Annotated in this window: 16 protein-coding genes; 5 read left to right on the top strand and 11 right to left on the bottom strand. The window is 68.1% G+C overall.

The annotated features are described in order from the left end of the window. Nucleotide 1: 1 nt before the first annotated feature. The 6 genes from Q8L83_RS12995 to Q8L83_RS13020 all read right to left on the bottom strand — a co-directional run bounded on the left by Q8L83_RS12995 (nt 2) and on the right by Q8L83_RS13020 (nt 4,191). Complete coding sequence (locus tag Q8L83_RS12995; protein WP_305287585.1) at nt 2-463, bottom strand: (2Fe-2S)-binding protein; 462 nt, start codon at nt 461-463, stop codon at nt 2-4. Between the two features lie 84 nt (nt 464-547). Further along, nucleotides 548-1,243: a TPM domain-containing protein gene (locus tag Q8L83_RS13000; protein WP_305287587.1), complete on the bottom strand. Its 696-nt coding sequence runs from the start codon at nt 1,241-1,243 to the stop codon at nt 548-550. Between the two features lies 1 nt (nt 1,244). After that, a complete protein-coding gene (locus tag Q8L83_RS13005; protein WP_305287589.1) occupies nt 1,245-2,057 on the bottom strand; it encodes a YgcG family protein in 813 nt (270 codons plus the stop codon). Next, nucleotides 2,054-2,746: a LemA family protein gene (locus tag Q8L83_RS13010; RefSeq protein ID WP_305287591.1), complete on the bottom strand. Its 693-nt coding sequence runs from the start codon at nt 2,744-2,746 to the stop codon at nt 2,054-2,056. The genes Q8L83_RS13005 and Q8L83_RS13010 overlap by 4 nt, the downstream gene beginning before the upstream one ends. Before the next feature lie 84 nt (nt 2,747-2,830). After that, entirely contained in the window at nt 2,831-3,433 is a 603-nt protein-coding gene (locus tag Q8L83_RS13015; protein ID WP_305287592.1) for a 2-hydroxychromene-2-carboxylate isomerase, read from the bottom strand. Between the two features lie 17 nt (nt 3,434-3,450). Beyond that, a complete protein-coding gene (locus tag Q8L83_RS13020; protein WP_305287594.1) occupies nt 3,451-4,191 on the bottom strand; it encodes an SDR family oxidoreductase in 741 nt (246 codons plus the stop codon). A gap of 89 nt (nt 4,192-4,280) precedes the next feature. Between Q8L83_RS13020 and Q8L83_RS13025 the strand changes: the two genes are divergently transcribed. Together Q8L83_RS13025 and Q8L83_RS13030 are read left to right on the top strand one after the other, a co-directional pair. Beyond that, a complete protein-coding gene (locus Q8L83_RS13025) occupies nt 4,281-4,736 on the top strand; it encodes a helix-turn-helix domain-containing protein (protein ID WP_305287595.1) in 456 nt (151 codons plus the stop codon). A 15-nt stretch (nt 4,737-4,751) separates the two neighbouring features. Then, on the top strand, nt 4,752-5,486 hold the full coding sequence (locus Q8L83_RS13030) for a hypothetical protein (protein ID WP_305287596.1): 735 nt from the start codon (nt 4,752-4,754) through the stop codon (nt 5,484-5,486). A gap of 26 nt (nt 5,487-5,512) precedes the next feature. On the opposite strand, the gene Q8L83_RS13035 is transcribed toward Q8L83_RS13030, so the two are convergent. The 5 genes from Q8L83_RS13035 to Q8L83_RS13055 form a co-directional block, all read right to left on the bottom strand. Further along, nucleotides 5,513-5,986, bottom strand: a complete 474-nt coding sequence (locus tag Q8L83_RS13035; protein ID WP_305287597.1) for a hypothetical protein — start codon at nt 5,984-5,986, stop codon at nt 5,513-5,515. Beyond that, nucleotides 5,983-7,866, bottom strand: coding sequence for an ABC transporter ATP-binding protein (locus tag Q8L83_RS13040; protein WP_305287599.1), 1,884 nt, complete (start codon nt 7,864-7,866; stop codon nt 5,983-5,985). Before Q8L83_RS13040 ends, Q8L83_RS13035 begins: the two co-directional genes overlap by 4 nt. Next, the gene (locus Q8L83_RS13045) at nt 7,863-9,722 is read right to left on the bottom strand and encodes an ABC transporter ATP-binding protein (RefSeq protein WP_305287600.1); all 1,860 of its coding nucleotides are present in this window, start codon (nt 9,720-9,722) and stop codon (nt 7,863-7,865) included. The genes Q8L83_RS13040 and Q8L83_RS13045 overlap by 4 nt, the downstream gene beginning before the upstream one ends. Nucleotides 9,723-9,910: 188 nt before the next feature. Next, entirely contained in the window at nt 9,911-10,708 is a 798-nt protein-coding gene (locus Q8L83_RS13050; protein WP_305287602.1) for a DUF1365 domain-containing protein, read from the bottom strand. Further along, a complete protein-coding gene (locus Q8L83_RS13055; protein ID WP_305287603.1) occupies nt 10,705-12,027 on the bottom strand; it encodes an NAD(P)/FAD-dependent oxidoreductase in 1,323 nt (440 codons plus the stop codon). The genes Q8L83_RS13050 and Q8L83_RS13055 overlap by 4 nt, the downstream gene beginning before the upstream one ends. A gap of 218 nt (nt 12,028-12,245) precedes the next feature. On the opposite strand from Q8L83_RS13055, the gene Q8L83_RS13060 reads away from it, so the two are divergent. The 3 genes from Q8L83_RS13060 to Q8L83_RS13070 all read left to right on the top strand — a co-directional run bounded on the left by Q8L83_RS13060 (nt 12,246) and on the right by Q8L83_RS13070 (nt 15,500). Beyond that, a complete protein-coding gene (locus Q8L83_RS13060) occupies nt 12,246-13,274 on the top strand; it encodes a cyclopropane-fatty-acyl-phospholipid synthase family protein (protein ID WP_305287605.1) in 1,029 nt (342 codons plus the stop codon). Between the two features lie 11 nt (nt 13,275-13,285). Further along, nucleotides 13,286-13,696 (top strand): DUF2177 family protein, encoded by a 411-nt coding sequence (locus tag Q8L83_RS13065; RefSeq protein WP_305287607.1) that lies wholly within the window; start codon nt 13,286-13,288, stop codon nt 13,694-13,696. Between the two features lie 220 nt (nt 13,697-13,916). Further along, nucleotides 13,917-15,500: an AMP-binding protein gene (locus tag Q8L83_RS13070; RefSeq protein WP_305287609.1), complete on the top strand. Its 1,584-nt coding sequence runs from the start codon at nt 13,917-13,919 to the stop codon at nt 15,498-15,500. The last annotated feature ends 85 nt before the right edge of the window (nt 15,501-15,585 follow it).

Here is a 15,585-nt window from a genome sequence, read left to right on the forward strand (position 1 = left end):
CTCAGGCCTCCTGGCCGGCGGCGCGCTTGATCGCGGCGCGGATGCGCACATAGGTGGCGCAGCGGCAGATGTTTCCGGCCATGGCCGCGTCGATATCGGCGTCGCTGGGCGAGGGATTTTCCGCCAGCAGGGCGGTGGCCGACATGATCTGGCCCGGCTGGCAGTAGCCGCACTGGGCCACGTCCAGCTCGCTCCAGGCCTGCTGAACGCGGCGGCCGACCTCAAGACCGGCCGCGCCTTCGATGGTGGTGATCTGGGCGGCGCCGATGGCCTCGACGGGCGTCACGCAGGCGCGGATCGGCGCGCCGTCGGCATGGACCGTACAGGCGCCGCACTGGGCGATCCCGCAGCCGTACTTGGTCCCCACGAGGCCCAACGTATCGCGCAGCACCCAAAGGAGCGGCGTATCGGCCTCCACGTCGGCGGTCATCGCCTTGCCGTTGACGTTGAGCTCGTAGGCCATGCCCCGTCCCCTTGTTCTCGTTTCCTCAGATACCGAGAGTACGGGGTGCGCAGGGGCGGTGTAAACGCCTGTTCGAGCGCCGCGTCAGAGCTGCGGGATCTGAATGACGGCGTCCGGCAGCTCGTTGGGATTGTCGTTCGGGTCGGCCGGGAAATGCTCGGCCAGGATATCGCCCACCTGGGTGACGGCCGCCGCCAGGCCGTCGCCGGGCCGCCCGGCCTTGGCCTCGGAGACCAGGGTGGCGATGGCGTCGTCCCAGCGCTTCTGATCCACCACGGCGGCGATGCCCTCATCGGCGATCAGCTCGGCGGCGTGTTCGGCCAGGGAGATGAAGATCAGCACACCGGTGCGCTCGCGGGTCTGGTGCAGGTTGCGGGCCAGGAACAGTTCCTGGGCATGGCACCGCGTGCGATCCAGCTTGACGCTGCGCGGCGTCATGAACCGACGGACCGGCTCCAGCGAGCCCACCGCCGCGACCAGGATGAACAGCACCGCCTGCAGGACCAGGGTCGCGGTCAGCGCGCCACGCACCGCCATCTCGGCCGCCGCGCCGGCCTGGGCTGCGGTCCAGGGCGCAAAGGCGTCGGGGACCGAAACCTGCACCCCGGCCAACAGCAGGATGGCGGGCGCCGCCAGCGCCGTCAGGCCCGCCCACAGGAACGGGGTCTCGCGATAGTCGGAGGATTCCTCGGCGATGACGCAATAGAGCTCGCCGCGGGTGCGGGTCTCGGCGGCGCGGACGGCCGCCTTGACCTTCTGGGTGTCCTGATCGCTTAGCATCTCACCAGCTCCCCGAGGATCCGCCGCCGCCGAAACCGCCGCCGCCGCCCGAGAAGCCGCCGCCGCCAAACCCGCCGCCCCCGCCGAAACCACCACCGCCGCCGCCCCCGCGACCGCCGCTGCTGGAGAGCAGCAGGGGCAGGAGCCACCAGAGGCTGCTCCCCCGACCCCGCCGTCCGCGGCCTCGCCCGAAGGCGCCCATGAAGCCGCCGATGATCCAGAGCACGATGAACAGGACGAAGATGATCGGCGCGATCAGGCCCTCTTCGGCTTGGGGCTGTTCGGCCGCCGCCGCGGCCCGGGCCATGGCCTCGTCTTCCGGCAGGGCCAGCTGATCGATGATGGCCTGGGTCCCGGCGATCACGCCCTCTTCCATGGCGCCGTCGCGAAACTGCGGCAGGACCACGGCCTGGAGGATGGTGGAGGACAGGGCGTCGGTGAGGATCGGCTCCAGACCATAGCCCACCTCGATGCGGACCTTGCGCTGGTTGGGGGCGACGATGAACAGGGCGCCGGAATCGGTCTCGGCGTCGCCGATCCCCCAATGACGGCCGAGCTGATAGCCGTAGTCCTCGATCTCATAGCCCTGAAGATCGGCCAGGGTGACCACCACCAGCTGGCGGCCGGTGGAAGTTTCCAGCGCAGCCAGTTGCTGGGTCAGCTGCGCCTCGGTCTGGGCCGACAGCATGTTCGCGCCATCGACCACGCGTCCGGTCAGCGCCGGAAAGCTGGGCGCGGTCTGGGCGTGTCCCGTCCCGGCCAACGCCAGGACGAGACCAAAGGCCAGGGCGCAGAGCGCGCCAAGCGACTTCATTGGGCCGGCGCGGGCTCAGCGGCAGGGGCCGGCGCCGGAAGCGGCGCGGGCGCGGGAACCGGAGGCTGCGCGGCCGGCGCCGCCGGCTGTTCGAAGGTCACCGTCGGCGCGGTCTGCGCCGAGGCCGACGCCTCGAAGGTCTGCATGGGCTCGGCCCAGCCATGGACCGTGTTGGCCCAGATGGCGCCCGGGAAGGTGCGGATCTCGGTGTTGTAGTCGCGCACCGCCTCATTGTAGTCGCGCCGGGCGATGGCGATACGGTTTTCAGTGCCTTCGAGCTGGCTCTGAAGGGCCAGGAAGTTCTGGTTGGACTTCAGCTCCGGATAGCGCTCCTGAATCATCATCAGCCGGCCCAGCACGCCCGACAGCTGGTTCTGCGCCTCGGCGAACCGCTGGAACTGCTCAGGGTCGGTGACGGTGTCGGCGTTGACCTGGACCTGGGTGGCCGAGGCCCGCGCCTCGGTGACGGCCACCAGGACCTCACGCTCCTGGGCGGCGAAGCCCTGGACGGTGGAGACCAGGTTAGGGATCAGGTCCGAGCGGCGCTGATACTGGTTCTGCACCTCGGCCCAGGCGGCCTTGGCGCGCTCGTCCTTGGTGGGAATGGTGTTGATGCCGCAGCCGGCGAGCGCCAGCGGGACGGCGATCAGGACGGCGACGCGGGCGAGGCGGGCGAACAGTCGGGTCAAGGCGGGCGCTCCAAAGCGGTGATGGCGCAGTTTCGCCGCGAATGTGGGCTGCGCCTTGATCCTGCGCAATGGGCGTCGCACGCCTCAGGCGCTGAGCGCCTCCTCGACCTGGGCCAGCCGGTCCTTGCCGAAGAACATCTCCTCGCCCACGAAGAAGGTAGGAACGCCGAATGCGCCCCGGGCGGCCGCGGCTTCCGTCCCGGCCAGCAGCTCGGCCTTGACGTCGGGGTCTTGCGTCGCCTCCAGCAGGCCGCGGGCGTCGAGGCCGGCGGCGGAGAGGACTTCGGCCACCACGGTCGGATCATCCATCTTGCGTCCGTCCTCCCACATGGCCGCCAGGACGGCCTCGATATAGGGGGTTTCGACGCCGGCCCGCCGGGCGGCGACCAGGCCGCGCATGATCAGCAGGGTGTTGACCGGAAAGTGCGGGTTCATCTGGAAGGCCGAGAGCCCATGGCGGGCGACGAACCGCCGGGTCTCCAGGTTTTCATAGGCGAGCTTGCCCTTCACCTCGGCGAAGGCCTGCACCGGCGACTGATTGCCCGTCAGCTTGAAGAGGCCGCCCAGCAGGACCGGCCGCACAGCCAGGTCGGCGCCGGTGCGGGCCAGGATCGGCGGCAGAGCGCGCCAGGACAGGTAGGCGTTGGGACTGCCGAAATCGAACAGGAATTCCAGGGTGGCGGCCATAGGGGCTCTCTCCTTGCTCACCAGCTCTCCGACCACGGACGAAGATCGAGTTCATGGGTCCAGGCCGACCGCGCCTGGCGGTGCAGGGCCACATAGGTGGCGGCGATGTCGGCGGGCTTGAGGATGGAGTCCTCGGCCAGACGCTTTTCGATGTCGGGCATGTTGCTACGGCTGAACACGCCGTCGATGGCGCCGTCCACCACGATGTGGACCACGTGGATCCCTTGCGGCCCCAGTTCGCGGGCCAGGCTCTGGGCGACCGCGCGCAGGCCGTGCTTGGCCGCGGCGAAGGCGGCGAACCCGTCGCGCCCGCGCACCGAGGCCGTGGCGCCGGTGAACAGGATCGTCCCGCGCCGCCTTGGCGACATCACCCGGGCCGCCTCGCGGCCGGTGAGGAAGCCCGCGAAGCAAGCCATCTCCCAGACCTTGGTGAAGACCCGGCTGGTGGTTTCCAGGATCGGAAAACGCACATTGGCCCCGATGTTGAACACCACCACCTCGATCGGTCCGACCTCGGTCTCGATGCGGTCGAACAGGGCGGCCATCTCGGCCTCGTCCCGGGCGTCGACGCCATAGGCGCGGGCCTCGCCGCCAGCGGCGATGATCTCGTCGGCCAGGCTCTGGAGCTGGTCGCCGTTGCGGGGCCGCCGCGTGACGCAGGCCACCAGGCCCTCGGCGGCGAAGGCTTTGGCGATCGCCCCGCCGACCCCATCCCCGGCGCCGATGACCACGCAGGCGCCTCTCGGTTGATCGACCATGAGCTACTCCGTTCTGAATTCGAACTCAGGTTCGTATTGAATTTGAACGGAGTCAATCGCATCATTGACGGGCAGCAGGAGGCGCTTCGATGAGATGGGATGATCTGGCCCGCGAGCCCTGTTCGGTGGCGCGGTCCCTAGCGGTGATCGGCGACCGCTGGACCCTGATGATCCTGCGCGACGTCTTCTTAGGCGTCCGCCGGTTCGAGGCGTTCCAGGCGAGACTGGGCATTTCCCGCAGCATCGTCACCGAGCGGCTGAACACCCTGGTGGCCGAGGGCGTGCTGGAACGCCGCCCCTATCAGGACCGCCCCGTCCGCCACGAATACCGCCTGACCACCAAGGGCCTGGACCTGCATCCTGTGATCATGGCCCTCGTCGACTGGGGCGACCGCCACTATGCCGGCGCTGATGGCCCGCCGATCCTGCGTCGACACAAGGGCTGCGGTTGCGACTTCCACGCCATCCAGGTCTGCTCCGAATGCGGCGACCCCGTCACCGCCCGCGACGTGGAGGCCAGGCCAGGCCTGGCGCCGGACCGATAGACGCAGGCTAGACCGATGATCGCCCTCGACCACATCGCCATCTGGACCGACCAGAGAGATGAGCTGCTGCGGATCATCGCCAAGGCCACCCATCTGGGGATTGTCGACGGCTACGCGCCTGGCGGGACGCTCGTGGCCCGCGGCGTTCGGTTCGCCAATGGGCCATTCCTCGATGTCCATCAGGTCGGGCCAGGGCCAGATGGCGTCCGTCCCTATCACCGGCTGCTTGGCCTGAACGGCGACATCGACCAGATCGAACGCCAAGTCACAGCCGTCGGCCTGCGCGCCAAGGCGGCCCGCCGGGCCGATGCGGCGCAGCCAGAACTTGAGGCGCCCTGGGACCTGCTGTCGTTCCGAAAAGGACAGGGGCTGGCCTCCCAGATGTTTGTGATCGCCTACCACCCTGGCGCCCCCAGCCCGCCGGACTTCGCAAGTCCGCTCTACGATCCCACAGCGCCAGGGGCAGGCGCGGCCATCCTCTCCCGCGTCTGGCTTCCCGAGGCTGACCTGGAAGCGGCCCGTGGAGTTCTCGCGGCCTTGGGGACCCAGCCCCTCGGCCCTGTGCGATCTCATCTACCGCCCTATGAAGGCGCGGGGTTCGACCTGGGCTCAACCCAGTTGATCCTCGCGACTCCCTGGGGACCGCCGCAGGCGATACGGCTGGACATCCGCGCCGCGCACGACGGGGCGAACGTGGTCTCGCCCTGCCCTGAGGTGACAGTCGTCCTCAACGACGGCCTTGGTTCCTAAACCCCTTCAAGCCGGGGAAGGAAGGGTCAGCCGCTGAGCTGTTCCAGCATTGCGGCGCGCGCAATGTCCTTGGGGCGGCCGAACAGGCGGCAGATCTCGATGAGTTCTTCCCGGTCAGGCAGGGGCAGGGGGTGGGGCGCCCAGGCCACCAGGGTCCGGGTCCTGGGCGAGACCCGCCGCCATCCCTCTGCGGTCCGGACCTCCAGGCCCGACATGATCTCGATACGCAGGTCGTCTGTCTGCGCCTTGGCGAAATAGGCCGAACGAAACCGCTCGCCAGCGCCCTCGATGCGGGCGGCCCCGAGACGGGCGGCCAGTCGTTCGGCGTCAGCCTGTCCGAGCAGGAGGTCCACGTCCTCCGCCTCGATGTCCGCAGCTCCCATCAGCCTCATGGCGGCGCTGCCGAAGATCCACCAGGGCCCATCAAGTCCGCCCGCCGCCAGCGACAGGCGATCCAGCGTTCGGACCAGGGGCGCGGGCAGGTCGAGCGGCGCGATCATGTCCGGGTCGCGAACTCCGCGTCGCCGGTGGCGGCCACCTGGGCGTCGTCGAAGGAGGCGTGGGCCGAGGTGTAGAGCCGTGAATAGAGGCCCTCATTGGCCATCAGAACCTCATGCGGCCCCTGCTCCAGGATGTGGCCCTGCTGCAGGACGATGATCTTGTCGGCGTCGCGGATCGTGGCCAGGCGGTGGGCGATGACGATGCAGGTCCGGCCCGCGAACAGCACCTTCAACGCCTTCTGGATCGCCTGTTCGGTGAAGGAGTCGATGTTGGCCGTGGCCTCGTCGAGGATCAGGATCTGCGGGTCGGCCACCAGCGCCCGGGCGAAGGACAGCAACTGCCGCTGGCCCAGCGAGATATTGCGGCCCCGCTGGCCGAGCTGGGTGTCGTAGCCCTCGGGCAGGCGCATGATGAAGTCATGGGCCGAGACCGACTTGGCCGCCGCGATCACGTCCTCGCGGGTGGCGCCTTCGGTGTTGTAGCGGATGTTCTCCTCGATGGTGCCGCTGAACAGGAAGGGCTCCTGCAGCACCATGCCGATGTTGCGGCCGAGCGACTCCAGCGTCACGTCGCGCACGTCGCGGCCGCCGATCAGCACCTGGCCCTTGTCCACCTCATAGAAGCGGTGGGCCAGCGCGATGATGCTGGTCTTGCCTGAGCCCGTGGGGCCGACCAGGGCCACCACCTGGCGGGGCTTCACCTCGAAGCTCACATTGTGCAGCACTGGCCGGGCCGGGTCATAGCCGAAGGTGACATTGCGGAATTCGACCGTCGGCTCGAAGTCGGCCAGGGGTTCGGCGTCCGGCTTGTCGACGATCGTCACCGGGACATCGAGCACTTCGAAGATGCGATGCCCCGCGGCCATGGCCCGCTGCATGATGGTGTACTGCATGGACAGCATGCGGACGGGGTCGAAGAACCGCTGCACATAGAAGATGAAGGCGACCATGACGCCGACGTCGAGGCGGCCCCCGAGCACGGCGTTGCCACCGACGACGATGACGATGCCCATGGCGAGGCCGGTCAGAACGTCCACCGTCGGGACCATCACCTGGGTCATGGCCGCCGAGTTGTTCTGGGCGTTCATGTTCTCCCGGGCCTTCTCCGAATAGAGCTCGAAGTTCATCGCCTCGCGACGGCTCTCCTGGACGGTTCGAACCCCCTGGATGTTCTCGGCGAGCGCGCTGTTGGCCGTGGACGAGGCGTCGCGGGCCTCACGGAAGGTCTTCTTGGAAAAGGGCAGCCAGATGGCCCGGACGACGATCAGGGCCGGGATCACCGTCAGGGTCAGCAAGCCCAGTTGCAGGTCCATGCTGAGCAGGGCGACCGTGATGCCGATCAGGAGCGCGATGTCGCCCACAGCCCCGGTCGTGCTCTCGAGGAACTCCTGCAGGGCGTTCACGTCCCCCTGAAGCCGGGCCATGATTCGGCCCACATGGGTCTTGTCCATGAAGGACAGGGACACGTCCTGGAAGTGGCTGAACATGGAGCGGCGGACGTCGAAGATGACCCGCTGGGCCAACCGCGAACTCATCCACTGTTCCAGGAAGAAGGCCCCGGCGTTCAGGATCACCACGCCGACGAAGATGGCGATGATCTGATCCAGCCGCGCATTGTCGCCGCCGCCGACCGCGGCGTTCACCGCCTGGCCGATCATATAGGGGATGGCGATGGCTGTGGCCGCGGAGATCAGCACGGAGATTTGCGCGCCGATGACGAAGGCCTTGTGCGGCTTCAGATAGTGGACGAACCGCCCCAGGACCTTGGGGTTGATCGAGGCGAAGATCTCCTCGGCGTCATCGCTGCCCAGCGTGGCCCGGGGCCGGCGGGGCGTCTGCGAGGCGACGTCGGTCCCGCGATCGAAGACGAAATCGCTCATGCCCGCACCCCTTGGATCTGGTTGGCGACCACTTCGGGATCGGCCGTCGGCTCCGGCGGAAGGTCTTCGGACAGCCCCACATGATCGGCGCGGGTCTGGAGGGCGTAGAGGTCGGCATAGACGCCGCCGGCCGCCACCAGGCTGCGGTGGTCGCCTCGCTCCACCACGCGGCCCTCATCCAGCACGATGATCTGGTCGGCGTGCATCAGGGACGAAAGCCGGTGGGCGATGATCACGGTCGCCTTGGCCTTGGTGGCGCTGGCCAGGGCGTCGCGGACCTTGCGCTCGGTGACCGCGTCGATGGCGGCGGTGGAGTCGTCGAAGATCATGACGCCGGGCCCCGGCACCACGCCGCGGGCGATGGACATCCGCTGGCGCTGGCCGCCGGACAGGGCCACGCCCCGCTCGCCCACCCGGGTCGTGTATCCCGTGGGAAGGCCCGCGATATAGTCGTGCAGCTGGGCGGTGCGGGCGGCGCCGACGATGCGGTCCTCCTCGGCCCAGGGATCGGCATAGGCGACATTGTTGGTCACGGTGGTGTCGAACAGGAAGGCCTCCTGCTGCACCAGGCCGACATATTCCCGCAGCGAGGCCAGGCTGACCTCGCGGATGTCCTGGCCGTCGATGGTGATACGGCCGCCGGTCACGTCGTAGAAGCGGGGGATCAGGTTGGCGATGGTCGACTTGCCGCTGCCCGGCGCGCCGACGACGCCCAGGGTCTGGCCCGGCCGGACCTCGAAGCTGACATCGCTCAGAACCGGGCGGCCCTCGTCATAGGAAAAGTCCACATGCTCGAAGCGCAAGATTCCTTGCGTCGGCGCGAGCGGCCGGGCGCCCGGCGCGTCGGCGATCTCGGGCTCCAGGTCCAGGACCTCGAACACCCGGCCGCCGGACGAGGTGGCCCGCGCGGCGGAGGCGAAGATCATGGCGATCTGCCGGATCGGCGCCTGCAGCAGAGTCATATAGGCGAGGAATTCGGTGAGCCGGCCGACCGACATGGCGCCGGCGATCACCTGGTGGCCGCCGTACCAGAGCAGCAGGGCCATGGAGCCGTAGTAGCTCAGCGTCATGGCGGTGATCGCCCGGAAGCGCAGGGTGATGCGCTTGAACGAATATTGCAGGGCGTTGTCGGCGGCGACGTCGAACTTGCCCATCTCGAAGGCCTTGGCCGAGAAGGCGCGCACCACCCGGATGCCCTGGAGGTTCTCCTCCATGGTCAGCGTCAGCACCGACATGAGCTGCTGGACCCGCAACCAGGTCACCCGCAGCATGATCCCCATCCGCGCCAGCACCCAGCTGGCGAACGGCACGAAGGCCAGGGCCAGGAAGGCCATGGTCACGTCGGTCGAGAACATCATGAAGGCCGAGACCGACAGCAGCATGACCAGCGTCAGGGTCTGCATCATGCCGCCCTGGATGAAGGCCCGCGTCCCCTCCAGGTCCAACATGCCCCGGGTCACCAGGTCGCCGGAGTGAATCTTGTCGTGGAAGCCGAAGGACAGGCGCTGGAGCTGCTGGAAAAAGGACAGCCGCAGGTCGTAGGCCACCTTCTGGCTGACCTTTTCGGCCACATAGCCGCCATAGCCGGTCAGCAGTCCGCGCAGGCTCGCGGCGCCGAGAACAAGAAGAGCCGTGCTGACCAGGGCGCGCTGCACATCCTCGGTGCTGGCGGCTTCACTGGCGAGCAGCAGATGGGCCTGGTCCACCGCCTGGCCGAACAGGCGCGGCAGGGTGAGGCTGAACAGGGCTGCGCCGATGGAGCAGCCGACGGCCAGGGCGACCAGGCCTGGATAGCGCAGGGCCAACCCCATGATTCTGCGCAGCACCCGGGGCATAGCCGAGACGTCAATCGACACAGAATCCGCCGCCGCATCCCTGGGGGAGGGGCGTGAATCACTCATCTGAAAATGTCCAATCTTGATATGACGCCATCATGCGGCGCCACCAGGGGTCGCGCCACCATCTTTTGACGCGCCCGCCAAATAGTCAGCCTACGTGACATCCACCCCCATGCGGGCGGCCAGACAGGGCAGACAAGTTGGCGTCAGGCCGCCAGGGGTCTGGCCTGTGGCGTCAGGGTGACGGGGTTCTGCGGCGCCTGGGGCCTTGGCCGGATCCGCTCGCCCTTCAGCCAGATCTTCAGGGCCTCCCAGTGGATCGCGCCCATGACGCCCAGCGTCATCCAGGGGTGGGCGAGCCAGGCGGCCAGCAGATGGCGGTCTTCCAGGGGCCGGGACTGGCCCACGAAACTGGCCGACAACAGAGGTCCCCCGGCGTCGGCCACGTCGATGCTCACCGCCAGTCCGCCCGGACCCGGCGGGCGGACCTTGAAGGCGTAGGTCAGGTCCATGTCCATGAAGGGCGAGACGAAGAACACCTTGTCGGCGGTCTGGCGCACGACGCCGCCTGGCCCGTCATCCGCCACGGGGATCAGATAGCTGTGGCGGTCGCCGAACGTGTTGTTGACCTCATAGAGGATCGCGCAGAGCGCCCCGTCCGGCCGATGGCAGAAATAGACGCTCAGCGGGTTGAACACTCCGCCCAGCACCCGCGGCATGCAAAGCAGACGCACCGCCCCGCCGGCCTCAACGCCCGCCTCGGCCAGATGCCGTTCCACCTGCATTTTCAGCGGAGTGTCGGAACCATCCCCATGGTCGCGGGTCTGGAAACTGGTCAGGCCAGGCGCATCGAAGCCGAACAGACGGAGGCCCCGGGCCAGCGCCGGACCTTCATCCAGGTCCAGCAGCAACATGAAGATGCGATAGCGCAGGGCGTGCGCCCGTGGGCGCGTCCGTCGGTGAGCGACGAGGCCGGGATAGAGGGCGCTGGCGCGCTGGCTCACGCGGCGGCCTCGGCCAGGGCGCCGGGAGCCTGAGTCGCCACGTGGATGCGTCCGGACTCGTCCTTCACCGACCAGGGCCGGCGCACGCCGCCCAATTGCTCGGCCACGGCCAGGCCCGACTGCAGGCCGTCCTCATGGAAGCCATGCCCGAAGTAGGAGCCGCAGAACCAGGTCCGCTTCACGCCTTGCAGACCCCAGAGCTCCTGCTGGGCGGCGATCGCCCCGCCATCGAACAGGGGATGGTCATAGACATCGGTGCGGATCACCGCGTCGGCCGCGATCTCCCGGGTCGGGTTGAGGGTGACGAACAGTTCCGGCTTGGCCGGCAGGCTCTGAAGCCGGTTCATCCAATAGGTGACGCAGCCCTCCTGTGGGGCGTTGCGGCGGCCGATGTGGTTCCAGCTGGTCCAGGCCGCCCGGCGGCGCGGCATCAGGGCCGGATCGGTGTGCAGCACCGCCAGGTTGCGGGTGTAGCGGAAGGCCGATAGGAGCCGCGTCTCCTCCGCCGTGGGATCCTCCAGCAGGGCCAGGGCCTGATCGCCGTGGGTGGCGATCACCACCTCGTCGAAGCGCTCCACCTGACCGCTCGCCAGGCGGATATCGACCCCGCCGGCCTCGCGCCGCACGCCGGTGACCCGCACGCCCGTGCGCACCTCGCCCCGGAAGGCGTCCACCAGCTTCCCGACATAGGCGCGGCTGCCGCCCTCGACCGTCCGCCAGAGGCCGCGGCCGAACACCTGCATCATGCCGTGGTTCTGGAAGAAGCGGATCAGGGCCGCGGCCGGATATTCCCGGATCGCCGCGAGCGGCGTCGACCAGATGGCCGCCGCCTGGGGCAGCAGGTGGTCGTCGCGGAAGGCCTGGCAGTAGCCCTTCTGCTTCAGATAGTCGTCCAGGCTGGTCAGGGGCGAGTCCAGCTCGGCCAGATCCTTGGGCCCGTTGCGGTAGAAGCGGGTGACGTCCCGCAGCATGCCCCAGTAGCGGGCGCTGAAGAAGTTGCGTTTCTGGGCGAAGAGCGAACCGGACGAGTACTCGAACGCCCCGTCATCCAGGGAGACGCTGAGCGCCATGTCGGCGTCGATGCTGGGCGTCTCCAGATGCTTCAGCAGGGCGGTGAAGTTCGGATAGTTGTCCTCGTTGAAGACGATGAAGCCGGTATCGACCGGGATCACGCCTTCGGGGCCGCCGGGCGCCTCCACCGTGTGGGCGTGGCCGCCGACGCGGCCGTCGCCTTCGAACAGGGTCACCTCGTGGCGAGAGCTCAGGAGCCAGGCGGCGGAAAGTCCGGAAACGCCGCCCCCCACAACGGCGATACGCAACGGCCTGGAAGTGCTCTCTACGCCCACGGGAACTCCAATCTCTCGTCGGTGACGCCACGGTGCGTCCCGGCGAGAGGCGATACGGCGCGAATGCGCCATCGGATGCAGCCGGAACGGCGCATCCGAACCTCCGCCTTGCGCGTAATCAAGGGAAGGTTTGGCTTGAGGGTTCCGCTTCTACCCCCGGGCCCGAACCCCCGTAGCCAGGAGCATCGCCCGTGAGTTTCATCAGTTCGACCGTCCAGGCCTTCGAGGGCGCGCCCATCCCCGATATCATGCGCCGGGCGGCGATCGAACTGCTGGTGGCCAACGCCCGTCGGCAACTGGGTCAGTCCGGGCCGGACGCTGAAACCGCCTTCGCCCAGGAAATGGCCCAGCGGCCCATCGCCGAGCACGCCGCCGCAGCCAACGACCAACACTACGAACTGCCGGCCGCCTTCTTCGAGAAGGTCCTTGGACCGCAGCTAAAGTATTCCTCCTGCCTCTATGGCCGCGGCGTCGAGGACCTGGCGGCGGCCGAGGAGAACGCCCTGTCCGAAACCGCCGAGCATGCGGGACTGGCCGATGGCCAGGAGATTCTGGAGCTGGGCTGCGGCTGGGGCTCCCTCACCCTCTGGATGGCCCGCGCCCTGCCGAACGCCAGGATCACGGCGGTGTCGAATTCCGCCAGCCAGGGGGAATTCATTCGCGGCCGGGCCGCCGCCCTTGGCCTGACCAACATCACGGTGCTGACCGCCGACATGAACGTCTTTGAGGCCCCTGGCCGATTCGACCGCGTCGTCTCGGTGGAGATGTTCGAGCACATGGCCAACTGGCGCGCCCTGCTGACCCGGGTGCGGGGCTGGCTGAAGCCGGACGGCCGGGCCTTCATCCACGTCTTCACCCACCGGACCACGCCCTATCGTTTCGATGTCGAGGACGAGGCCGACTGGATCGCCCAGCACTTCTTCTCCGGCGGCGTGATGCCGAGCCACGGGCTGATGGCCCAGTTTCCCGACCTGTTCGAGGTCGAGGCCGACTGGCGCTGGTCGGGCCAGCACTATGAGCGCACGGCCCTCCACTGGCTGGAGAGCTTCGACCGCCATGACGCCGCCCTGCGCGAAGTGCTCGCCGAGGTCTATGGGGATGCGGCGCCCCTGTGGCGCCGCCGCTGGCGGCTGTTCTTCCTGGCCACGGCCGGCCTGTTCGGCCACCGGGACGGGCAGGAATGGGGCGTCAGCCACTATCGCCTGAAACCCTCGGCCTGAAGGATAAGACCATGCTGAAATACGTCATCGGCTATCTGGGCACGGGCCTGGCCTTCGCCCTCATCGACGCGGTCTGGCTGACCACGGCGGGACCAAAGCTCTATCGACCGACCCTTAATGCGGTGCTGGCCGACCAGTTTTCCCTGCCGCCGGCCATTGCCTTCTATCTGATCTACATCGCCGGGATCATGATCCTGGCGGTCAGCCCGGCGGTGCGCGACGGCGTCTGGACCCAGGCGCTGACCACCGGCGCCATCCTCGGCTTCCTCTGCTACGCCACCTACGACCTGACCAATCAGGCGACCCTGAAGGTCTGGGCGACCCACATCACGCTCGCCGACATCGCCTGGGGCACGGTGCTGACCGGCGCCTCGGCCACCGCCGGCTACTTCGTCACCCGCTGGGCCGAGCGCACCTTCTAGGCCCTGACGCATCTCCCCTCGCCCGCTCAATCCGGCCCAAGTTCGGATCGGGCGGGCGTTGTCGTTGCGGAATTCCGCTGTCATTGTGAGCGCCGATGACGGTTCGGCGGGCGGGCAGGCATATTGCGTCTGCGCCCCTCCGGTGAACGGCCGTCCGCAACGATAATCAGATGCGACCTGCGTCCCGAAGCTTCGGACAGCAGGCGCCGGGAGGAATTTGATGGAAGATTTGAAAGAGCGCGTCGGCCTGGAAGAACGCCTGGATCAGGCGGCGATCAACGGCATGACCATGGCCGTCTGGGCCGATGTCCAGCCCGACAAGCCCGCGGTCATCGACCCCTACGGCCGGACGCGGACCTTCGCCGAGGTCAACGCCAACGCCAATCGGCTGGCCCGCCTCTTCCGTCAGCACGGCGTGAAGCCCGGCGACAGCCTGGCCCTGGTCTGCTCCAACCGCGCTGAATTCATTGAAGTCCTGGCCGCCACCATGCGGGCGGGCGTCCGCATCACGCCGGTCAACTGGCACCTGAACGCCGACGAAATCGCCTACATCATCAACGATTGCGAAGCCAAGGTGCTGGTCGGCGACGCCCGCGTGGCGGTGATGGCCGAGGCCGCCGGCAACTGCCCTAACGCCACCCTGAAGCTGTCGGTCGGCGGCGCCATCGACGGCTTTGTCGAGTATGACGCGGCCCTGGCCGATCTGGACGGCTCCGACATCGAAGACCCCGTCCTGGGCAACCAGATGATGTACACCTCGGGCACCACCGGTCGGCCGAAGGGCGTCTTCCGCCCCGTCGCCGCGGTCACGCCTGCGAGCATCCTGGCCGGCCGCGGCTACGACGACACCTCGATCCAGCTCTGCGCAGGCCCGGCCTATCACGCCGCCCCGCTGGCCTTCGATGTCCGCGCCGCCATGGGCACGGGCTCGACCCTGATCTTCATGGACAAGTGGGATTCAGAACAGGTCCTGCGCACCATCAGCGAGCAGAAGGTCACCCACCTGCACATGGTGCCGATCATGTTCCAGCGCCTGCTGGATCTGCCGGCCGAGGTGAAGGCCAAATACCCCGTCGACCACGTCCGCTACATCGTCCACGGCGCGGCGCCCTGCCCGCCCGAGGTCAAGCAGGCCATGATCGAGTGGTTCGGCCCGGTGCTCAGCGAGTACTATGCCGGCTCCGAAGGCGGCGCAGGCTTCACCATCAATTCCGAGGAGTGGCTGAAAAAGCCCGGCTCCGTCGGCAAGCGCCCGGCCATGCTGCAGGTCCGCATCATCGACGAACAGGGCAATGACTGCCCCAACGGCGTGCCCGGCACCATCTATCACCAGCTGCCCCCCGGCGGCGGCTTCCAGTACTACAAGGACGAAGCCAAGACCCAGGCCTCCCGGGTCGGCGACTTCTTCACCATGGGCGACGTCGGCTATTTCGATGAGGACGACTACCTCTTCCTCACCGGGCGCAGCGCCGAGACCATCATCTCGGGCGGCGTGAACATCTACCCGCAGGAAATCGACAACGAGCTGATCAAGCACCCGGCCGTCGCCGACTCCTCCACCGTCGGCATCCCGCACGCCGAATGGGGCGAGCAGGTGAAGGCGGTCATCATGCTCAATGAAGGCTACGAGCCCAGCGACGACCTGGCCCACGAAATCCTCGACTTCGCCCGCAAGGCCCTGCCCGGCTTCAAGGTCCCGCGCAGCCTGGACTTCGTCACCGAGCTGCCCCGCAGCGAAGCCGGCAAGATCCAGCGCAACAAGGTCCGCGCCCCCTATTGGGAAGGCCGCGCCCGGCAGATCTGATCGCAAGGCCAAGCCGCGCCGGACCGCGCCGGCGCGGCGAAACCTTGCGAAAACATCCGTGTTTGGCGTGACCTCGGGGGCCGTG

Origin of the sequence: Phenylobacterium sp. (genome assembly GCF_030680185.1) — a bacterium.
Taxonomy (GTDB): Bacteria; Pseudomonadota; Alphaproteobacteria; order Caulobacterales; family Caulobacteraceae; genus Phenylobacterium.

Bases quoted from the DNA above. Each gene is read 5' to 3' on its own strand.
- Q8L83_RS13000 (WP_305287587.1), bottom strand. From the start codon at position 1,243: ATGCTAAGCGATCAGGACACCCAGAAGGTCAAGGCGGCCGTCCGCGCC.
- Q8L83_RS13040 (WP_305287599.1), bottom strand. From the start codon at position 7,866: ATGAGCGATTTCGTCTTCGATCGCGGGACCGACGTCGCCTCGCAGACG.
- Q8L83_RS13035 (WP_305287597.1), bottom strand. From the start codon at position 5,986: ATGATCGCGCCGCTCGACCTGCCCGCGCCCCTGGTCCGAACGCTGGAT.
- Q8L83_RS13005 (WP_305287589.1), bottom strand. From the start codon at position 2,057: ATGAAGTCGCTTGGCGCGCTCTGCGCCCTGGCCTTTGGTCTCGTCCTG.
- Q8L83_RS13015 (WP_305287592.1), bottom strand. From the start codon at position 3,433: ATGGCCGCCACCCTGGAATTCCTGTTCGATTTCGGCAGTCCCAACGCC.
- Q8L83_RS13020 (WP_305287594.1), bottom strand. From the start codon at position 4,191: ATGGTCGATCAACCGAGAGGCGCCTGCGTGGTCATCGGCGCCGGGGAT.
- Q8L83_RS13070 (WP_305287609.1), top strand. From the start codon at position 13,917: ATGGAAGATTTGAAAGAGCGCGTCGGCCTGGAAGAACGCCTGGATCAG.
- Q8L83_RS13025 (WP_305287595.1), top strand. From the start codon at position 4,281: ATGAGATGGGATGATCTGGCCCGCGAGCCCTGTTCGGTGGCGCGGTCC.
- Q8L83_RS13030 (WP_305287596.1), top strand. From the start codon at position 4,752: ATGATCGCCCTCGACCACATCGCCATCTGGACCGACCAGAGAGATGAG.
- Q8L83_RS12995 (WP_305287585.1), bottom strand. From the start codon at position 463: ATGGCCTACGAGCTCAACGTCAACGGCAAGGCGATGACCGCCGACGTG.
- Q8L83_RS13065 (WP_305287607.1), top strand. From the start codon at position 13,286: ATGCTGAAATACGTCATCGGCTATCTGGGCACGGGCCTGGCCTTCGCC.